Annotated in this window: 2 protein-coding genes; one reads left to right on the top strand and one right to left on the bottom strand. The window is 68.2% G+C overall.

The genetic code is table 11. The features are described 5' to 3' along the window. A partial coding sequence (locus WA805_RS30025; RefSeq protein WP_425244010.1) for a DUF899 domain-containing protein occupies positions 1-702 on the top strand: 702 nt, incomplete at its 5' end. A gap of 24 nt (positions 703-726) precedes the next feature. Here the strand turns inward: WA805_RS30025 and WA805_RS30020 are convergent. After that, on the bottom strand, positions 727-3,801 hold the full coding sequence (locus WA805_RS30020) for an NACHT domain-containing protein (RefSeq protein WP_425244009.1): 3,075 nt from the start codon (positions 3,799-3,801) through the stop codon (positions 727-729). Positions 3,802-4,198: the final 397 nt, after the last annotated feature.

Genomic DNA, 4,198 nt, shown 5'->3' with positions numbered 1-4,198 from the left:
CGCAAGGAGCTGCTGGCGAAGGAGAAGAACCTGACCAGGCAGCACGACGCGCTCAGCACCGAACGCCGGAACCTGCCCATGATCGAGATCGTGAAGGACTACCAGTTCGACGGCCCGGACGGCAGAGTGCGCCTCATCGACCTCTTCGAGAACCGTCCCCAGCTCATGATCTACCACTTCATGTTCCACCCGGAGTGGGAGGAAGGCTGCTCCAGCTGCAGCGCCGGCACCGACGAGCTGTCGCCCGGCTTCCTCGAGCACCTCCACGTCCGGGACACCACGTACGCGATGGTGTCAAGGGCGCCGCTGGATAAGCTCCAGAGCTGGAAAGCCAGGAAGGGGTGGGAGCTGCCCTGGTACTCGTCCTCCGGGTCCGACTTCAACTACGACTTCGGCGTCACGATCGACGCCTCCCGCGGCTTCGGCGAGTACAACTACCGCTCTCTCGATGAGTACGCGGCCGCGGGCCAGGAGAGCATGAAGACGGCCGACCAGCCCTACGACATGCCTGGCCTGAGCTGCTTCCTCCAGGCGGACGGCCGCGTGTTCCACACGTACTCCCAGTACGCCAGGGGACTGGAGTCCACCGGGGGCTCCTATTACTTCCTCGACCTCACCGCTCTCGGACGGCAAGAGGAGTGGGAGGAGCCTAAGGACCGCACCGAGTCTGCCAGGTCGGCTACCCCCGACTTCGCATCGTGACTTAAATCCCTGCCGTAGATGGCCCTATGCCAGGGCCAGGATGATGGACTCGCCGGTCTCGGACTCACCCGTGCTCAGGTTCTCGATCAGGGTGACGGTGGCGGCGACTGTCCGCAAGACGTCCGAGGCGTCAAGCTGGTGCGGCAGGGGAAGTGGCACGATCCGTGACTCTGGCACGGCTGCGCCGTCGGCGAGGGCAAGCGCGACAGCTCTTATCGCCGCTGCCTCGGACGGGCCGGGAGACTGATGCGTCCCGTACATCGGCACGCAGGCGTCCGCCAGGCGGCGGAACCCCGTTACCCGGTTCTCGTCGGGAGCCCCATCGCCTTCGCGGGACTCGGCTGCCTCCAGCTCACGGAGTGCGTCGGTAAGCGGATAGGCCAGGGCTGCTCTGAGCTGCGTGGTCTCGCGAATCCCCGCCCGCAGCGAAAGCGCGCGTGCGAATGCCAGGTAAAGGTCGCCAGGCAGCGGGCGGGCGCCCCAGCTCGGATGCGATATCTCGGCCAGTACCTGAAGCAGGATGCGAGCGAGCCTTCCGTCAGCGATCCACCGCAGGGAGAGCCCCAGGACTCCGGGGAGCGGGAGCGCCGGGTCGAGGGTGCGGACACTGGTGAGGCCGAAGAGGCGCGTGAGGTCAGGATCTGAGTCGCCGGCGATGCGACGGGCGAGCATGTCCGCTCGCTCGAGCTCGCCCGCGTGAGCGCGGGCACGGTCGATGGCGTCATCGATGTCGAAGTCGTAGTCGAAGGCGCTGAGGACGCTCCGATCGGCATCGATGGCGTCGACGAGCTCGACGGCGCGGGTGCGGGCGAGGCTGATGGCACTGGTGAGGTCGCGGGCGATGGAGTGGGCCAGGTCGCGAGCACCATCGAGATCGAGGGCGTGGATGAGGTAGGGGTCGGCCGCGCATGTCTGGGTGATCGCGTCGGCACGGGTGAGGTCGAGGGCGTCGGCATAGGTGAGGACGATGGCGCGGGCGTGCGCATGCATGAGGTCGACTGCCTGCCCGCCAGACCTGGCGCGAGCGGCGAGGTCGTCGGCGAGAGCGCCGCTGAGGGCACGAACGTCGACAAGGTCGCGGATGATGTTGACGAACACGTTGAGGACTGCCGCGGTGAGTACCTGAGGCACGATGGCGGTCTTCTCGGCGTCGACGGCGATTGCCTGCCGCAGCGTGGTGCCGCTCAGCTCGTGCGGATGGGGCTGCCCAGGACGAAGCCACAGTTCCGGGCCCGGCTGAGTCCACGCACCCGTCACGGAGGCAGGGAGCTGGCCGCTCAGTGCGCTGGCGATGGCCTCTTCCTGAAGCTCTTCGTGACGCGGGAGCCTGACCTCGATGCCCGCGGCGGTCGCGGTAACCGAGTTCAGCCACCGAACGAAGGCTTGTGCCTCGGTTCCCCAGGACCCGGTGGCAGGCTGGTCGGCGCGGGGATCGCACGGACTGTCAGGCCGGGGCGCCTGGGTGTCGGCCAGGAAGAGCCAGTACAGGTCTGCGGGGACGGGCTGGGCGCAGATCCTGGTCCCGGCGGCGGTGGTGAGGGTCTGGCGCGTGAGGCGCGTGGCCGTGACGCCGGCGATCAGCCGCCGGTGCTCGGCTGAGCAGTCCGGCTCGAATGCCCGCTGGCGCTCAAGGTCGAGGCGCTGGCGCAGGTCAGGATCCATTTCGGTGCTGGCTTCGCCGCAGTCGAAGGCCAGGGTGAGAGCAGGGATCGTGGGGTTGTCCAGGCAGGCGCTGACGATGAGACTGGCGTCGGCGGTCGCCGCGTACAGCAGGATGGTCTCGCGCCACCAGGGGTCGCTCACATTGCCGGCGAGGCGCTTCACATGATCGGGGCTGGTGCTGACGTGCCGGGCTGCCAGGTACTCCTGGAAGGTCAGGTGCGCGAAGGAGTACCTGCCTGCGGGCGCTTCGATCAGCAGGCCGTTGCGCGCGACCTCGTCGAGGAACGCTTCACCAGTGACCGACGAGGGGAAGCGTTCCAGCTGGGGCCTGAGGATTTCCAGGACGCGGTCGGCGGGGAGGCTGCTGACGTGCTCGCGCATCATCTGGTAGGCGAGCGCGGCCAGGAGCGCCTGTTTAACGGACCAGGACAGCAGCGCGGGGAAGTCCTTGGACTGATCACGACGCGAAAGCAGGACGTGGCAGATCTCCCCGTAGAGGTCGGCGCGGCTGTCCGGCAGTGCGCCACGGTACCGGTGTGCCGTGGCGATCATCGTCAGCAGCAGTGGATTGGCCGCCAGGTCGCGCAGTGCCGGATGCTGCGCTAGGCGGGTGGTGAGCCTGGCAACGGACTCGCGGGCTCGTATTCGGACGGCAGGCTGTGCGCTCCTGCCAGAGCCGCCGGTCGCGTGCCGCTCGGCGGCCAGGTACCAGCGGTCCAGAAAGAGCTGGACCTGATCCGCCGTGAACGGCCGGACCATGAAGACATCGGCCTGAGCGGGCAGCGGGCCGGGGATGCCGTGGACCCTGGAAGTGACCACGAAGTGGTTGCCCGGGTGAGCGGCGATCTGGCGCTCGACCCAATCGGCCACAGTGAGGCGGTCGTAGACGTGCGCAACCTCATCAAGGCCATCGAGCAGGACCATGCACTGGCCGCGGCGGAGCTGGCGCTCCCACCAGCCGCGTGGTTCCTTACCCGGTCCGGCGCCGGCCATGTCTCGTACGACGTCGGGCAGCGAGATCGCTGGATCGGCGACGATCAACTCGGCGTGCCTGCGCAGCGCGAGCAGGATGGGGACGCGCCGCTGGCCCCGGCGTCCGGGCCCGGCCAGCTGGGCGCTGCGGCGGGCCGCGTGGGCGAGCAGGGTGCTCTTCCCGCTTCCCGGCTGGCCGAGCAGCGCGAGGACCACGGGCGAGCGGCGATCGAGAAGCTCGGTGATCGAATGCCTTTTGGAGGCGTCGTCGGCTGCCTGGCTGAGCGGGGCGCCTGACGCCTGGTACGCGGCCCGGCTGACCAGCGCGACGTCGACGTAGAGCTCGCCCAGTTCCGGGATGTGATCACCGCCGGTCGCGAGGTCCTGCACGTCGATGTACGTAAGCGAGTCGAGAACCCACCGCCGGTACCTATAGCCGTAGCCGCGAACGGTCGATGCCTGCACCCAGCTAAGTTAGCCCATCGCGCACGCCGGGCAGCGGGCAGGTCATCGCTGTTCCTTCCGGCCCGGCGGGGTCTAGACGGCGGCTTCTCCGCCGCGGGCCGGCGCCCGGCGGACTGCTTTGTTGACTCCCGGCCGCTTTGTTGACGCCGTGACCACATCTAATCGTTTCAACGGCTTGAAAATGGTCACCACATCAACAAAGCCGGCGGGAGTGGCGGATCTGCTCGGGCTGCACCCTGCGGTCCTCGACGCGAGCTGACGGCCCGGGTACTTTCAGGCCATGACAACCCAGCAGGAAAAGGCGGAACGGTTCCTCGAGCTGCACCGCCCGGGGGATCCGCTGCTGTTGCCCAACCCGTGGGACCAGGGATCGGCGAAGCTGCTCGCCGCCATGGGC

Origin of the sequence: Trebonia sp., assembly GCF_049794275.1 — a bacterium.
Taxonomy (GTDB): Bacteria; Actinomycetota; Actinomycetes; order Streptosporangiales; family Streptosporangiaceae; genus Trebonia.
This window is presented reverse-complemented; position numbering and strand designations above follow the sequence as displayed.